This is a genomic window from Actinospineispora spinosispora DSM 44797 (genome assembly GCF_000429025.1).
Taxonomy (GTDB): domain Bacteria; phylum Actinomycetota; class Actinomycetes; order Mycobacteriales; family Pseudonocardiaceae; genus Pseudonocardia; species Pseudonocardia spinosispora.
In genome coordinates, this window is record NZ_KE386834.1 from 77,405 (window position 1) to 91,570 (window position 14,166).

At 69.1% G+C, this 14,166-nt stretch carries 15 protein-coding genes; 7 read left to right on the top strand and 8 right to left on the bottom strand.

From position 1 onward, the window contains the following. The first annotated feature begins 23 nt into the window (after nt 1-23). Entirely contained in the window at nt 24-1,190 is a 1,167-nt protein-coding gene (locus G406_RS0129755; protein WP_028936613.1) for an LLM class flavin-dependent oxidoreductase, read from the top strand. Nucleotides 1,191-1,282: 92 nt separating this feature from the next. On the opposite strand, the gene G406_RS0129760 is transcribed toward G406_RS0129755, so the two are convergent. From G406_RS0129760 to G406_RS0129780, 4 genes are all read right to left on the bottom strand, one after another. Beyond that, nucleotides 1,283-1,564, bottom strand: coding sequence for a hypothetical protein (locus G406_RS0129760; protein ID WP_028936614.1), 282 nt, complete (start codon nt 1,562-1,564; stop codon nt 1,283-1,285). 382 nt (nt 1,565-1,946) lie between these two features. Further along, a complete protein-coding gene (locus tag G406_RS0129770; RefSeq protein WP_028936615.1) occupies nt 1,947-2,408 on the bottom strand; it encodes a MaoC/PaaZ C-terminal domain-containing protein in 462 nt (153 codons plus the stop codon). A 32-nt stretch (nt 2,409-2,440) separates the two neighbouring features. Beyond that, nucleotides 2,441-3,214, bottom strand: a complete 774-nt coding sequence (gene hisN, locus G406_RS0129775) for a histidinol-phosphatase (protein ID WP_156935227.1) — start codon at nt 3,212-3,214, stop codon at nt 2,441-2,443. A gap of 2 nt (nt 3,215-3,216) precedes the next feature. Next, nucleotides 3,217-3,735 carry a GtrA family protein gene (locus G406_RS0129780; RefSeq protein ID WP_028936617.1) on the bottom strand — a complete coding sequence of 173 codons (519 nt, stop codon included), beginning with the start codon at nt 3,733-3,735 and terminating at the stop codon, nt 3,217-3,219. A 100-nt stretch (nt 3,736-3,835) separates the two neighbouring features. Between G406_RS0129780 and G406_RS0129785 the strand changes: the two genes are divergently transcribed. The 4 genes from G406_RS0129785 to G406_RS0129800 all read left to right on the top strand — a co-directional run bounded on the left by G406_RS0129785 (nt 3,836) and on the right by G406_RS0129800 (nt 7,921). Next, nucleotides 3,836-5,038 (top strand): 5-(carboxyamino)imidazole ribonucleotide synthase, encoded by a 1,203-nt coding sequence (locus G406_RS0129785; RefSeq protein WP_028936618.1) that lies wholly within the window; start codon nt 3,836-3,838, stop codon nt 5,036-5,038. Then, on the top strand, nt 5,029-5,538 hold the full coding sequence (purE, locus tag G406_RS0129790) for a 5-(carboxyamino)imidazole ribonucleotide mutase (protein ID WP_028936619.1): 510 nt from the start codon (nt 5,029-5,031) through the stop codon (nt 5,536-5,538). Before G406_RS0129785 ends, purE begins: the two co-directional genes overlap by 10 nt. 322 nt (nt 5,539-5,860) lie before the next feature. After that, on the top strand, nt 5,861-7,018 hold the full coding sequence (locus tag G406_RS0129795; protein WP_028936620.1) for an acyl-CoA dehydrogenase family protein: 1,158 nt from the start codon (nt 5,861-5,863) through the stop codon (nt 7,016-7,018). 201 nt (nt 7,019-7,219) lie between these two features. After that, nucleotides 7,220-7,921 carry a class I SAM-dependent DNA methyltransferase gene (locus G406_RS0129800; protein ID WP_028936621.1) on the top strand — a complete coding sequence of 234 codons (702 nt, stop codon included), beginning with the start codon at nt 7,220-7,222 and terminating at the stop codon, nt 7,919-7,921. 9 nt (nt 7,922-7,930) lie between these two features. Here G406_RS0129800 and G406_RS0129805 read toward each other — a convergent pair whose 3' ends face one another. From G406_RS0129805 to G406_RS0129820, 4 genes are read right to left on the bottom strand one after another with little or no spacing between them, the layout of a single operon-like run. Continuing rightward, nucleotides 7,931-9,274, bottom strand: coding sequence for an acetyl-CoA carboxylase biotin carboxylase subunit (locus tag G406_RS0129805; protein WP_028936622.1), 1,344 nt, complete (start codon nt 9,272-9,274; stop codon nt 7,931-7,933). Between the two features lie 11 nt (nt 9,275-9,285). After that, entirely contained in the window at nt 9,286-9,792 is a 507-nt protein-coding gene (locus G406_RS50740) for an acetyl-CoA carboxylase biotin carboxyl carrier protein (RefSeq protein WP_051342878.1), read from the bottom strand. Further along, entirely contained in the window at nt 9,789-11,522 is a 1,734-nt protein-coding gene (locus tag G406_RS0129815) for an acetyl-CoA carboxylase carboxyl transferase subunit (RefSeq protein WP_028936623.1), read from the bottom strand. Before G406_RS0129815 ends, G406_RS50740 begins: the two co-directional genes overlap by 4 nt. A 25-nt stretch (nt 11,523-11,547) precedes the next feature. Then, nucleotides 11,548-11,808, bottom strand: a complete 261-nt coding sequence (locus G406_RS0129820; RefSeq protein ID WP_028936624.1) for a phosphopantetheine-binding protein — start codon at nt 11,806-11,808, stop codon at nt 11,548-11,550. A 184-nt stretch (nt 11,809-11,992) separates the two neighbouring features. Between G406_RS0129820 and G406_RS0129825 the strand changes: the two genes are divergently transcribed. Continuing rightward, nucleotides 11,993-12,994 carry a beta-ketoacyl-ACP synthase 3 gene (locus G406_RS0129825; protein WP_051342880.1) on the top strand — a complete coding sequence of 334 codons (1,002 nt, stop codon included), beginning with the start codon at nt 11,993-11,995 and terminating at the stop codon, nt 12,992-12,994. A 105-nt stretch (nt 12,995-13,099) separates the two neighbouring features. Continuing rightward, nucleotides 13,100-13,885 carry an SDR family NAD(P)-dependent oxidoreductase gene (locus G406_RS0129830; RefSeq protein ID WP_028936626.1) on the top strand — a complete coding sequence of 262 codons (786 nt, stop codon included), beginning with the start codon at nt 13,100-13,102 and terminating at the stop codon, nt 13,883-13,885. The last annotated feature ends 281 nt before the right edge of the window (nt 13,886-14,166 follow it).

Genomic DNA, 14,166 nt, shown 5'->3' on the forward strand with positions numbered 1-14,166 from the left:
TCCGTGGCCGTAGCGTGGGTCACATGAGCAGACTGCGCTTCGGCATCTTCCTGGCCCCGTTCCACCCGGCGGGGGAGAACCCCACGCTCGCACTGCAGCGGGACCTGCGCCTGATCGAACACCTGGACCACTGCGGCTACGACGAAGCGTGGATCGGTGAGCACCACTCGGCGGGCAGCGAGATCATCGCGTCGCCGGAGATCTTCATCGCGGCGGCCGCGGAACGCACCAAGAACATCAAGCTCGGCACCGGCGTGACCTCGCTGTCATACCACAACCCGCTGTGGGTGGCGGAGCGCATGGTGCTGCTCGACCACCTCACCAAGGGCCGCGCGATGCTCGGTGTCGGCCCCGGTTCGCTGCCCACCGACTCGGCGATGATCGGGCTGAACCCGACCCAGACCCGCGAGCTGCTCGAGGTCAACCTCGACGTCGTCATGCGTCTGCTGACCTCGGACGAGCCGATCACCGTGGACACCGGCACCCACAAGCTCATCGACGCGCGGCTGCACCTGCGTCCCTACTCCGAGCCGCACTTCGACGTGGCGGTCGCCGCCGTCGCGTCGCCGACCGGGCCGAGGCTCGCCGGCAAGCACGGCGTCGGCCTGATGTCGATCGGCGCGACGCTGAGCAGCGACGGCTTCGACGCGCTGGCGCACCACTGGAACGTCATGGAGGAGCGCGCCGCCACCTTCGGCACCACCGTGGACCGTGCCCAGTGGCGCCTGGTCGGCCCGATGCACATCGCGGAGACCCGCGCGCAGGCGTACAAGGACGTCGAGCACGGTATCGAGCAGTGGTTCAACTACTTCAAGAAGGTCGCGGCGTTCCCGCAGATGGCGGTCGACGGCGGCAACCTCGAAGAGATGATCAACTTCATCAACAGTGCGGGCATCGGGGTGATCGGCACACCCGACGAGGCCAAGGCCCAGGTGCAGCGGTTGGTCGACCAGTCCGGCGGCTTCGGCGCGATGCTGTTCATGGCACACGAGTGGGCCAACCCGGAAGCGACCCGCCGCTCCTACGAGCTGATCGCCCAGCACGTGATGCCCGAGTTCCAGGGCCAGGCCCACTCGACCCTCGCGGCGAAGCAACGGGCGATGGACACCCGCACCGGCCACGCGGAGTCCCAGGTCCAGGCGGTGGCCCACATGACGGCCAAGTACGAGAAGGAACTCGCCGACAAGTAGCGCCGACTTCGCAGCCGACTTCGCAGAGCTTCACGTCGTGTCGCAGACACTGCAGTGTCTGCGACACGACACCTAGCTCTGCGAGGCACTGGTCAGGTCAGCGGGCGGGCCGCGTTGACGGCGATGCTCGGGTCGGCTGGGTCGTTGACGATGTTTGCCGGTTTGTGGTCGGGGCCGAAGAACGAGTCGAAGCCGCTGCCGAACTGGCGGCCGCCCTCCGCCGCCATCGCGCCATAGATGAGGATCATGGGGACGCCGCCGAGGGCACCGAATCCGGTGTCGGAGAGGGCGGCCCCTTCGGCTTCGCCGAGCATGCCGTCTGCCACTTTGAACGCACCGAGGCCCATGGCGGCGAGCGCCTGGCTCTTCGACATCTGCGGTGTGATCAGGTCGGTGGAGCCACCCGAGGCGGGTGCTGGTGGCAGTTTGCGGCAGCCCGGGGCGTTGTCCGCACCACATGCCTGCTGGGCCGCTGCGCCGTCGGGAGGGCGTGGAGCCATCGTTCGGCGGAAGTACTTGAGGCGTCGGACCGCAGGGTTGGCCCGGACTTCCACACTGGTCGGGCGCCGTGTTGCGATCCCGCTCCTGGTGTCCTTGGTCGCCGCTACCCTGGTCAGCTACGCCGAGCTGCGCTTCTGGGAGTAGTCCCTCCCGCCCATACCGCGCACCTTGTCGTCACACCGCGCTAGGTACACGTAGCGCGGTGTGGGCGGGAGGTGCGCGGTGTGGGCGAAGTTGATCACAGCCCTGGGTTCGCTAGTGGTCAGCCAGACCCAGGAGGAGCGCGAACTGGGCTCGGTAGACGCAGTGGTCGTCGCGATGCAGCGTCGCCAGGACGTCCACCAGGCCGACGCCGGGCTGAGCCTTCGACAACCGGGAGCTCAGCACGCCGCCCCGGATCGCCAGCTCGTCCCCCGCGAAGACCGGGGCCGGCCAGCTCACGTTGTTCGCCCCGGGGCAGCTCAGGGCCGTGGAGCGGTTCAGCACCTGCTCGGCGAACGCCCGGCTCCACAGCGCCGCCACGAACAGACCGGAGGCGCACAGCTTGCCGACCAGCGGGTTGCGGGCGGCGGCCGCGTCGTCCAGGTGGACCGGCTGCGGGTCGTACAGAGACGCGAAGCCGACCATCTCGTCGCGGTCGACCCCGACCGTGCCCAGATCGAACACCCGCCCGGCGGTGAAGTCCTCGAAGGCGAGCTCCGTACGCACCTCTGTCATGGCACAGATCGTGTCATGACCTGTGTGAACCGTTATCGACGGAGGGTGTCGAGCGCCGCGTCGTGCAGCAGGCCGTTCGAGGAGATGCCGGAACCGCCGTCGAAACGGTCGGCTCCGCTCAGGTCGGAGAACCGGCCGCCGGCCTCGGTGACGATCAGCTGGATCGCCGCCAGGTCCCAGGCGTTCGCCTCGCCGTCCAGACCCAGGTCGATCGCGCCCTCGGCGACCAGCATGTGCTGCCAGAAGTCGCCGAACGCGCGGACCACCCAGCAGCGGGCCGCGAGGTCCAGGTACTGCTGGAGGGCGCCGAGCTCCACCCAGGTGCTCAGCTCGGTCGTCGACAGGCACGCGTCGGAGAGGTCGGCCACCCCGGACACCGAGATGCGGCGGGCGCCCTGCCCGGCGTCGGTGAACGCACCGCCACCGGCGCTCGCCCACCATCGGCGGCCCAGCGCGGGGGCGCTCACCACACCGACCGTCGGGCGGCCGGCCTCGGTGAGCGCGATCAGCGTGGCCCAGACCGGGACGCCGCGCGAGTAGTTCTTCGTGCCGTCGATCGGGTCGAGGATCCACGCCCGGTCCCCGGCACGGGAATCCAGTCCGCGTTCCTCGCCGAGTACCGCGTCGTCCGGCCGGTGCTCGCCGATCAGCGCGCGCAGCGCGTCCTCGGTCGCGGTGTCCGCGTCGGTCACCGGTGTGCGGTCCGGCTTGCGGTCGATCTTCAGGTCGGACGCCTGGAAGCGGTCCAGCGTGATGCGGTCGGCGGCGTCCGCGAGAGCGAGCGCGAGCGTCAGGTCGTCGGTCACGGTCAGTGCTTCGCCACCGGGACGGGGCGGGGCCGCGCGTCCTCGTGCGGGAAGACCCACCGGCGGAACGCCCACCAGCGGAACGCCATGCCGAGCAGGACACCGACGATCTGACCGCTGATCAGGTCGGCCATGTGCTCGGTGAACAGCGTCACGGTCGGCGTGCGCAGATCGAGGACGTAGCGCGACACCCAGACCGGCGCCGCGTACACGCCGACGCTGATCGCGCTGACCAGGACGTAGAGCACCGTCTCGTGATGGCGCTCCCGGCCGCCCCGGGTGCGGAACGACCAGCCGCGGTTGAGGCCGTACGAGACGATCGTCGCGATGACCGTGGCGATCACCTTCGCCGTGGTCGGCTTGGGCTCCAGGATGGTGCTCTTCAGTACCAGGAAGATGGCCGTGTCGATCACCCACGTGGTGCCGCCGACCATGGCGAATTTGAGAAGTTCGCGGTGGCGGATGGCCACGGCACGATAGGGCTGCGGTATCAGACCGAGCGCCGTTTCGACCATCGTCACCCGGCCAGTCTAAAAGATTGCCTTCAGCGGTTGACTTCCTGCCCATCCAGGTGGCGCGGTGGACGGGCATGCCAACGGGTCCGATTAGGCTCCTCAACCCGTGGACCCCCGTACTCGTCTCCCTGTTGTCGGAATGGTCGGCGCAGGCCAGCTGGCGCGCATGACGCACCAGGCCGCCGTGGCGCTCGGCCAGTCGTTGCGCGTGCTGGCGGTCTCCCCGGACGACCCCGCCGCGATGGTCAGCCCCGACGTCGTACTCGGCAGGCCGGACGACGCGGACGCGTTGCCGCGTTTCCTCGCCGGGTGCGATGTGGTGACGTTCGACCACGAGCTGGTGCCGATGGAGCCGCTCGCGTCGCTGGCCGCCGCCGCCGCCGGCGGGGTTCCGCTGCGCCCGGCTCCGCACGCGCTGGCGCACGCGCAGGACAAGATGGTCATGCGCGACCGGCTGACCGCCCTCGGCGTGCCGTGCCCGCCGTACCGCGCGGTCGCCTCGGTCGCCGACGTCGAGGCGTTCGGCGCCGAACACGGCTGGCCGGTGGTGCTCAAGGCGCGCAGCGGCGGCTACGACGGGCGCGGCGTCTGGATGCTCGACGACCTGGCCGAGGCGGAGCGCGTGGTCGCCGAGACGCTGGCGGCGGGCACGTCGCTGATGGTCGAGCAGAAGGTACGGATGCGCCGGGAGCTCGCCGCGCTCGTCGCCCGCTCGCCGTTCGGCCAGGGCGCCGCGTGGCCGGTCGTCGAGTCGGTGCAGGAGAACGGGATCTGCGTCGAGGTCATCGCGCCCGCGCCGGGGCTGTCGCAGGACCGCGCCGAGGCCGCGCAGAGCCTCGCGCTGCGGGTCGCGAACGAGCTCGACGTCGTGGGGCTGCTCGCGGTCGAGCTGTTCGAGGTCGACGGACCAGGATCGGGTCTGCTGGTCAACGAGCTGGCCATGCGGCCGCACAACTCCGGGCACTGGACGATCGAGGGTTCCCGCACGTCGCAGTTCGAGCAGCACCTGCGCGCGGTCCTGGACTACCCGCTCGGCTCGACGAGCCTGACCGCGCCGGTCACCGTCATGGCGAACGTCCTCGGCGGTGACCCCGCGCCGGACATGTCGATGGACGAGCGCGCGCATCACCTGTTCGCCCGCTTCCCGGACGTCAAGGTGCACCTGTACGGCAAGGGCGAGCGGCCGGGACGCAAGATCGGTCACGTCACCGCGCTCGGTGACGAGGTGGAGCCGACCCGTCGACGCGCGGTGACGGCCGCCGCGTGGCTGTCCACCGCCCAGTGGCTATCGTCGGACAAATGGACCTGAGCGACGGCCCCGTGGTGGGCGTGATCATGGGTAGCGACTCGGACTGGCCGGTGATGTCGGCGGCCGCCGAGGCGTTGACCGAGTTCGAGGTGCCGCACGAGGTCGCCGTGGTCTCCGCGCACCGCACGCCACACCGCATGCTGGACTACGCGGGCGAAGCCGCCGTCCGAGGCATCCAGGTGATCATCGCGGGCGCGGGCGGAGCGGCCCACCTGCCGGGCATGGTCGCGTCCGCGACACCGCTGCCGGTGATCGGCGTGCCGGTGCCGCTGGCGAACCTGGACGGGCTGGACTCGCTGCTGTCGATCGTGCAGATGCCAGCCGGCGTGCCGGTCGCGTGCGTCTCCGTCGGCGGTGCGCGCAACGCGGGTCTGCTCGCGGTCCGCATGCTCGGCGCCACCGAACCGGCCCTGCGCGCGCGGATGTCGGTCTACCAGGCCGAGCTGGAGAAGATGGTGCTGGCCAAGGACGCGGCGCTGCGCAAATCGATCACCAGCTGAGGGCCGCACAAAACCTCGTTGCCGGGAAGGGCCACCTCGACGTAGCGTGGACTTACACGTGAAGGGAGGTGGTCCAGCGTTGAATAGCTCTAGGACTCGTGAGGTGGCTGTCCGCTAGCACCGAGAATCCTGACGGTACGTGGTAACCGGTCCGGTGCCGGTAATCCCCGACAGTCACCCGACCCCCGGGCAACCGAGCCAAAGTCCAGCTCGGTCACACGCTTGGCTAACCCAAGCGTGTGAAGCTGCCCGGGGGTCGTCACGTATCCATAGGGGAGTCGTCCCTGTTCGTCACGGATATGTGCCTATAGCATCACTGCTCGTGAACTCTGATTTCGACCTTTTCCAGCTCGCCGAGGAGCACCAGGAACTGCGCGCGGCTGTCCGAGCGCTCTCCGAGAAGGAGATCGCGCCGCATGCCGCGGATGTCGACGAAGAGGCCCGGTACCCGGTGGAGGCGCGCAAGGCGCTCACCGCGGCGGGCTTCCACGCGGTGCACCTGCCCGAGGAGTACGGCGGCGACGGCGCCGACGCGGTGGCGGGCTGCATCGTGATCGAAGAGGTCTCCCGGGTCTGCGTCAGCTCGTCGCTCGTGCCCGGCATCAACAAGCTGGGCAGCATGCCGGTGCTGATCTCCGGTTCGGAAGATCTGAAGAAGCAGGTCATGCCGTCCATCGCCAGCGGCGAGGCGATGATCTCCTACGCGCTGTCCGAGCGGGAGTCCGGTTCCGACGCCGTCGCCATGAAGACGAAGGCGCGCCTCGACGGGGACAACTGGGTCCTCAACGGTGGCAAGGCCTGGATCACCAACGCCGGGGTGTCGACCTGGTACACCGTGTTCGCGGTGACCGACCCGGAGAAGGGCGCGAACGGCGTCTCCGCGTTCGTCGTGCACTCCGACGACCCCGGCTTCGAGGTCGGTGCCAAGGAACGCAAGCTCGGCATCAAGGGTTCGCCGACCTGCGAGATCTACTTCACCGACTGCACGATCCCGGCCGACCGGATCATCGGCCAGCCCGGCACCGGCTTCAAGACCGCGATGAAGACCTTCGACCACACCCGCCCGACGATCGGCGCGCAGGCGGTCGGGGTGGCGCAGGGCGCGTTGGACGCCTCGGTCGCCTACGTCAAGGAACGCCGCCAGTTCGGCAAGTCGGTCTCGGAGTTCCAGGGCGTCCAGTTCATGCTCGCCGACATGGCGATGAAGGTCGAAGCCGCCAGGAACATGGTCTACGTGGCCGCGGCGAAGGTCGAGCGCGGCGACAAGGACATGACCTTCTACGCGAGCGCGGCGAAGTGCTACGCCTCCGACATCGCGATGGAGGTCACCACGGACGCGGTCCAGCTGTTCGGCGGCGCCGGTTACACGAAGGACTTCCCGGTGGAGCGCATGATGCGCGACGCCAAGATCACCCAGATCTACGAGGGCACCAACCAGATCCAGCGCATGGTGATGGCCAGGGCCCTGCTCAAGGGCTGACCGGCGCACACAGAAAACACGCCGCACAGAGCCCGGAGGCTTGTGAGGTGACTGTGCACACGGTCGTGTCGCGTCGCACACGTCCGGACATGTGCGACGCAGCATGAGCATGTGCACAGTGCCTCCAGATGTGGCCGGTGCGACGGGGCGCGGCTCGAAACTGAGTGACGGTGGAGGGTCGTCGGTGTTTACGATCTTCCGGTGACACAGTTCGCGGACTTCGACACTCGCAACTACCGGACGGTCGACGTACGGACCGGGTACGGGCAGTGGGTCGCCACGTACGAGCAGACCGTCGAGGACGTCATGGACCTGGCGTTGCTCGACCGTCTGGAACAGCCCTCGTGGACCACGGTCCGCCGGGCGATCGACCTGGGCTGCGGCACCGGCCGGACGGGTGCGTGGCTGCGCAACCATGGTGTCGAGCTGATCGACGGGGTGGACCTGACCCCGGAGATGCTGGCCGTGTCGCGCCGCAAGGGCGTGCACCAGACCCTGACCGAGGCCGACGTCACCGACACCGGCCTATCGTCCGGCTCCTACGACCTGGCGATCGCGTCGCTCATCGACGAACATCTCCCGGACGTCGCGCCGCTGTACGCCGAGGCGTTCCGGCTCGCCGAGCCGGGTGGTCTGTTCGTGATGGTGGCGTTCCACCCGCACTTCATCATGACCGCCGGCATGCCGACCCACTTCACCTCCGCGACCGGCGAGCCACTGGCGATCAGCACCCACGTCCACCTGCTGAGCACCCAGATCACCGCCGGGCTCGCCGAAGGCTGGGTGCTGACGGAGATGCGCGAGGGCGTGATCGACGAGGGCTGGCTCGCGGTGAAGCCCAAGTGGGAACGCTTCCGGGGCCACCCCGTCTCGGCCGCGTTCGTGTGGCGCAAGCCCGGGTGAGGTCGCCGCTCATCCGGTGAGGTCGTCGATGTACGTCGTTCCGTGCGTGACCTTGTGCCACGCCGGAGAGGTCAGCAGCTCGTGGAGGAAACGGGTGGTGGTGTGCACACCCGGACCGGTCACGGTGATCTCGTCCAGCGCACGGCGCATGCGTGCGGTGGCTCCATCCCGGTCCGGTGCCCACACGATGACCTTGGCGACCAGGGAGTCGTACTCCGGCGGTACCTGATATCCCGCGTCGACATGCGTGTCCACCCGCACGAACGGTCCTCCCGGCAGTGCGAGGTCGGTGATTGTTCCCGGAGCGGGGGCGAACCGCCGATCGGGGTCCTCCGCGTTGATCCGGCACTCGATGGCGGCTCCGCGCAGCACGATGTCGTCTTGCGTGAGTGTCAGCGGCTCGCCTGACGCGATCCGGATCTGTTCGGCGACCAGGTCGATTCCGGTGACCATCTCGGTGACCGGATGCTCGACCTGGATCCGGCAGTTGACCTCCATGAAATAGAACTCGCCGCGTTCGTCGACGAGGAACTCGAAGGTCCCGGCGCCCTGGTAGCCGGCGGATCGTGCGCCGTCGACAGCGGCCCGGCGCATCCGCTCGACGAGCTCGCGGGGAAGAGCGGGCGCGGGTGACTCCTCGATGAGCTTCTGGTGCCGGCGCTGCATGCTGCAGTCGCGTTCACCCAGGTGGAGCACCGAGCCGTGCTGGTCGGCGAGAACCTGGACCTCCACGTGCCGAGCACGGGCCAGGTAGCGCTCCGCGTAGACGCGGCCGTCGCCGAACAGGGTGGCGGCCGTGGCTTGCGTGCGGCGGAACACCTCCGGCAACGTCGCGGCGTCCCACGCCACGTCCATACCGCGGCCACCACCACCCGCCGCTGCCTTGATCAGCAACGGGAACCCGATCCCTGCCGCGAGGCGGGTCACCCCGGGGAGATCGAGCGGATCGGTGCTGCCGGGCAGGAGCGGAAGCCCGGCCGACGACATCAATGCGCGGGCGGTGACCTTGTTGCCGAGCTGGGCCATCACGTCGGCCGGTGGGCCGATCAGGGTGATCCCATTGAGCTCGCAGGCCTCGGCGAAGTCCGGGTCCTCGGAGAGGAAACCGTAGCCGGGGTGCACCGCGTCGGCACCGGTGTTCAGCGCAGCCTGGATGACGGCCGCCGCGTTCGTGTAGCTGAGCTTCGCCCTGGGCGGCCCGATTCGCACGGTCTCGTCGGCCAGCTGTACCGCGCGGCTGTCGGCGTCGCGCGTGGAATAGCATACGACGGTGCGGATGCCCAGCTCACGGCAGGTGCGCAGGACACGAACCGCGATCTCGCCCCGGTTGGCGATCAGGATCTTCCGGAACATGGCGGGCCCGGTCATTCCGGGTCGGTCGGTTCGACGACGATCAGCGGCTCGCCGTACTCGACGGGCTCGCCGTCGTCCTTCATGATCGCGACGACCGTGCCGGCGATGTCGGAATCGACCGGCAACATGAGTTTCATCGCCTCCAGGATGGCCACCTGATCGCCTGCCCGGACCGTGTCGCCGACCTCGACGAACGGCTGGGCACCCGGTTCCGGAGACCGGTAGAACGTGCCCACGGTCGGCGCCGTGAGCTGATGACCGGTGGTGCTCGGCTGCTGGGCGAGTGCCGACGCGGTCAGGACGGGCCAGCCGGGTGCGTCCGATTCCGATGTGCGCCCGGTCTCCGGCCATTCGACCTCGACGGCGACCTCGCGCGCGGTCACCCGGACTCGCTTCGGGAGCGTCGGCATCCGGGTCATCAGCTCCAGGACCGAGGCGCGGACCTCGGCGAGGAGCCGCCGGTCGGGTGTGCCCTCCTCGGAAGCCTCGTGCTGGTGGCGGTCGATGATCCCGGTCACGATGCCTCCTCGATGTCGCTCGGCACACTGACCGACCCGGCGCCGAACCGGGCGAACCTCGCCTGGCGGTCGGTGCTCAGCCGATCACCGCTGTGCCCGCACAACTCGTCGAGGCAGTCCGTGAGTACCGCGCCGAGACGTTCGGCGGACAGCAGCGGATCGCCGTCGACGCCGCCGGGTGGTTCGGGGATCACGCCGTCCACGATCCCCAGCTCCAGCAGGTCGCGGGCCTGCAGCTTCAAAGCGGCCGCCGCCTGTTTCGACGCGGCCGGGTCGTTCCACAGGATCGCGGCGCACCCCTCTGGGCTGATCACCGAATAGACCGCGTCCTCCCACATCAGCACCCGGTTGGCCAGAGCGAGCGCCAGCGCTCCGCCGCTGCCTCCCTCACCGGTCACGACCGTGACGATCGGCACCCGCAACGCGGCCATCAGTTTCAGGTTGTCCGCGATCGCCACCGCCTGCCCCTGTTCCTCCGCGTGTCTGCCGGGGTAGGCACCAGGGGTGTCCACCAGGGTGACGACCGGGATGCCCAGCTTCTGCGCGAGCCGCATCAACCGTGCCGCCTTGCGGTAGCCGGCGGGGTTGGGCATCCCGAAGTTGCGCCGGGTGAGCTCAGCCGGGTCGTGTCCCTTCTGATGACCGATCAGCATGATCGGCCTGCCGTGCAGCCGCCCGACCCCACCGACCACGGCCGCACAGTCGCCGCCGACCCGGTCGCCGAACAGTTCGCGGAACCCGTCGAGCAACAGGGCCGCGTAGTCCAACGTGGTCGGACGGGTGATCCGGCGCGCGCCCCGCACCGCGACGACCGGGTCGCGCCCGTCCACCAGCGCCGGATCGCGCACGACCGGGTCGCCGGTGTGCGGACGCAGCCGAACCGGTGCGCGGCGGGCTGTGTCGCGGCCGCTGCTCCGACCGGCGCGCAGCAGCGCGGCCAGCTCCGGGCGCAGTTCGCGGCGGGCCGCCACGAAGTCGAGGAACCCTCGTTCGAGCAGGAACTCCGCGGTCTGGAAGTCGGCGGGCAGCCGCTCTCCGATGGTCTGTTCGATCACTCGTCTCCCCGCGAAACCCAGCCGGGCGCCTGGTTCGGCGACGAGGACGTCGCACAGGGTGGCGAACGAGGCCGCGACCCCGCCGAACGTCGGATCGGTGATGAGCGAGATGCTCAGTACCCCGGCGGCGTCGAGACGGGCGAGCATCGCGCTGGTCTTGGCCATCTGCATCAGGGACAGTGCACCCTCCTGCATCCGGGCACCGCCCGAGGCCGCGACGATCAGCAGCGGGATGCGCCGCCGCAGCGCCAGCTCGCCGACCCCGGTGAGGATCTCACCCGCCGCGCCGCTCAGGCTGCCGCCGAGGAAGCGGAAGTCCATGCACGCCACGGCGACGGGCTGTCCTTCGATGGTGCCGTGGCCGCCGAGGACGGCCTCGGCGAGGCCGGTGACGCGCCGCGCTTCGGCCAGCCGTGCCGGGTACGGCGTCGTGTCGGTGAACCCCAACGGGTCGGTCGCGCGGACGTCGCAGTCCAGCGGCACGAGAGACCCGGGGTCGAGCAACTGGTCGAGACGCTCCGGTGCGGTGACGGCGCCGTGCCGCCCGCATTCCGGGCAGACCTTCAGGTTCCGCACCCATCGCTTGTGGAACAGCATGCTCCGGCAGCCGGGGCAGAACGTCCACTCGGGCTCGCCCGCGTCCGACGCGCGCGTCGCCGGGAGTATTGCGGTCATCGTGTTCCCCTCATCGAACTGCCGGTCAGACGGCCTGGGCGAGTCGCTGGTTCACGAGGTCGACGACCGAGCGCGGCGTGCGCAGTGAGTCGATCTCGTCGTCGGTGATGGTGATGTGCAGGTTGTCCTGCAGGGTGGTGACGAACTCGTAGATCGACAGCGAGTCGTAGCCGAGGTCGTCGAGTGCGGTGTCCAGGTTCGCCTCGGTCAGCGGTTCGGTACCGCCTCCGGCGCCGACACAGGCCTCCACGGTCGTGCTGAGATCTGCCAGGGTGAACTGAGTCATGTGTCTCTCCAGCTGCTGGTTCAGCGGCACCATGATCGTGTTCCGCGCTGTGGACAACGCTGGCAGCGAGTGCTCGAACTCCGGTCAAGGGGCGCTGGAGTGATGTCCTCGAGCCGGCTTCGAGACCTGCTCGACCGGGTCCGGGCACGGTCGGGCGCAACTACCCGAGGCTCGGAGGACGACTGTGGCGATCAGCATCGGACGCGGTACGCCGACCGGCAGCGCGATCGTGGGGCTGGGTGTGTGCCGGCCCCGGCGTGCCGTGTCCAACGGTGAGGTCTGCGCGCGAATCGACTCGACGGAGGAATGGATCGAGACCCGGTCCGGCATCGTCAGCCGGTTCCACGCCGACGATGAGGAGACATTGTGTCGGCTGGGGTCCGACGCGGGGCGGAAGGCGCTGGCCGCCGCGGGAGTCCAGGCGGCCCGGTTGAGCTGTGTGATCGTGGCGAGCATGTCCAACACGGTGCAGACGCCGCCGCTGGCCATCTCGGTCGCGCACGCTCTCGGCGCGACGGAGGCGGGTGGGTTCGATGTCTCTGCCGCGTGCGCCGGTTTCTGCCATGCGCTCGGGCTCGCCGGGAACATGGTGTCGGCGGGTGAGGCCGAGTACGTGCTGGTCGTCGGTGCGGAACGGATGACCGACATCGTCAGCCCGGTCGATCGGACGATCGCGTTCCTGTTCGGTGACGGAGCGGGTGCCGTCGTGGTGGGTCCGTCCGAGGAGCCCGGGATCGGACCGACCGTGCGCGGCGCCGACGGCACGACCCTGGACGCGCTGCGGATGACCAACTCGTGGTCGGCGTTCCGGGCGGACCCGGAGTCGGCGGCGCCGTACATGATCATGGACGGGAAACGGGTCTTCCGGTGGGCCGTCGCCCAGATCGTGCCGGCGGCGAAGCGGGCGATCGCGGCTGCCGGTCTCACGCCGTCCGACCTCGCGGCGTTCATCCCGCACCAGGCGAACCTGCGGATGATCGAGGTGCTGGCGGCCCGGCTGGGGCTGCCGGACTCGGTCGTCGTCGCCGAGGACGTGGTGCACAGCGGCAACACCTCGGCGGCGTCGATCCCGCTGGCGATGGACCGGTTGCTGGCCTGTGGAGCGGTGTCCACCGGCGAGCCTGCCCTGCTCATCGCATTCGGGGCGGGGCTGAACTACGCGGCGCAGGTGGTGCGGCTGCCCTGAGCCGACGGTGCGGTTCGAGTGAGGTTCGAGTGCCCGCTGCGACGGTGAGCTCGCCGAAGGCCGTGACATCGGCGGCGGAGCGACGGTCGAACAGCGGAGGGAATCATGCGATCCAGCGCGGAACGGTCCACCTTGATCACCGGTGCGACGAGTGGAATCGGGCTGGCCATAGCGGCTCGGCTCGGCGAGCGGGGGCACCGGGTGTTCCTCTGCGGACGGGACGGGCAGGCGCTCGAACGGACCACGAGAGACCTGCGGGACAAGGGCATCGAGGCGGACGGTGCGACCTGCGACGTGACCGACCCGGCGCAGGTCGACACGCTCGTGACCGCGGCGACCGCTCGCTACGGCCCGATCGAGGTATTGGTGAACAACGCGGGGCGCAGTGGTGGTGGCGTCACCGCGCAGCTCGCCGACGACCTGTGGTTCGACGTGCTCAACGCGAACCTGAACAGTGTCTTCCTGGTGACCAAGCGGGTGCTCACGCTCGGCGGGATGCTCGAGCATGACCGCGGCCGGCTGATCAACATTGCCTCGACGGGAGGTAAGCAGGGCGTCGTGTTCGGTGCGCCCTACTCGGCGTCCAAGCACGGCGTCGTCGGATTCACCAAGGCGCTCGGGCTCGAGCTGGCGAAGACCGGGATCACGGTCAACGCGGTGTGCCCCGGCTACGTGGAGACCCCGATGGCCCAGCGGGTCCGGGAGCACTACGCGGAGATCTGGCACGAGACGGACGACGACGTGCTGCGGAAGTTCAACGCCAAGATTCCGCTCGGTAGGTACAGCACACCCGACGAGGTCGCCGCGATGGTCGAGTACCTGGCCGGGGACGATGCCGCGCCGGTGACCGCGCAGGCGCTCAACGTCTGCGGAGGTCTCGGCAACTACTAGTCCTCATCGTCGATGAGGTGATCGCCGCACAACGCGGCCGAGGCGGAGTTCGTCCGCCTCGGCCGCGTTGTGCTGTTTTCGGCGCCCCCCGATCGAGCAGGAACGAGTATTCATTACCGTTTATCTTGTTTCGTCTATTTCTTTCCGGGTGGGCGCGGTAAGGTAATTCTACTCGTTTAGGACTGGTCGTCCTTGCTATGTGGAACCACCAGTCCAAAGTTTCCGTCACGTGTCTACCTGTTGTCTGTCGAGTAATGAATAATAAGCGAGTTATCTATAAC

Coding starts and splice junctions, on each gene's coding strand:
- G406_RS0129755 (WP_028936613.1), top strand. CDS start 24: ATGAGCAGACTGCGCTTCGGCATCTTCCTGGCCCCGTTCCACCCGGCG.
- G406_RS0129760 (WP_028936614.1), bottom strand. CDS start 1,564: ATGTCGAAGAGCCAGGCGCTCGCCGCCATGGGCCTCGGTGCGTTCAAA.
- G406_RS0129770 (WP_028936615.1), bottom strand. CDS start 2,408: ATGACAGAGGTGCGTACGGAGCTCGCCTTCGAGGACTTCACCGCCGGG.
- purE (WP_028936619.1), top strand. CDS start 5,029: ATGGACCTGAGCGACGGCCCCGTGGTGGGCGTGATCATGGGTAGCGAC.
- G406_RS0129805 (WP_028936622.1), bottom strand. CDS start 9,274: ATGTTCCGGAAGATCCTGATCGCCAACCGGGGCGAGATCGCGGTTCGT.
- G406_RS0129815 (WP_028936623.1), bottom strand. CDS start 11,522: ATGACCGCAATACTCCCGGCGACGCGCGCGTCGGACGCGGGCGAGCCC.
- G406_RS0129820 (WP_028936624.1), bottom strand. CDS start 11,808: ATGACTCAGTTCACCCTGGCAGATCTCAGCACGACCGTGGAGGCCTGT.
- G406_RS0129830 (WP_028936626.1), top strand. CDS start 13,100: ATGCGATCCAGCGCGGAACGGTCCACCTTGATCACCGGTGCGACGAGT.